The 459-nt window shown below is 65.8% G+C and carries 1 protein-coding gene; it reads left to right on the top strand.

Annotation, left to right across the window (positions count from 1 at the left end; genetic code table 11):
- Positions 1–459, top strand: a 459-nt coding sequence (locus tag RNC47_RS36695; protein ID WP_311605204.1) for a M24 family metallopeptidase, incomplete at both ends; no start/stop codon positions are given.

Below are 459 nucleotides of genomic sequence, written 5' to 3'. Positions count from 1 at the left end.
CCCTGGGTGCAAACCCCTGAGGTGATCGAGAAGATGCGCGTCGCGGGCCAGATCGCGGCAGCTGCGCTGGCCGAGGCCGGAAAAGCCGTGGCGCCCGGGGGGACCACCGACGAGCTGGACCGCATCGCCCACGAGTACATGATCGATCACGGCGCCTATCCGTCGACTCTGGGCTACAAGGGGTTTCCCAAATCCTGCTGCACCTCGCTGAACGAGGTGATCTGCCACGGTATCCCGGACTCGACCGTGGTTGAGGACGGCGACATCGTCAACATCGACGTCACCGCCTACATCGACGGAGTTCACGGCGACACCAACGCCACCTTCCTGGCCGGAGATGTCTCGGAGGAACACCGGCTGCTCGTCGAGCGGACCCACGAGGCGACCATGCGGGCCATCAAGGCGGTCAAGCCCGGGCGCGCTCTGTCGATCGTCGGCCGGGTGATCGAGGCTTACGCA

Origin of the sequence: Streptomyces millisiae, from assembly GCF_031845425.1 — a bacterium.
Lineage (GTDB): Bacteria > Actinomycetota > Actinomycetes > Streptomycetales > Streptomycetaceae > Streptomyces > Streptomyces millisiae.
Note: the sequence above shows the minus strand (reverse complement) of the source record. Positions and strands in the feature narration are given on the sequence as shown.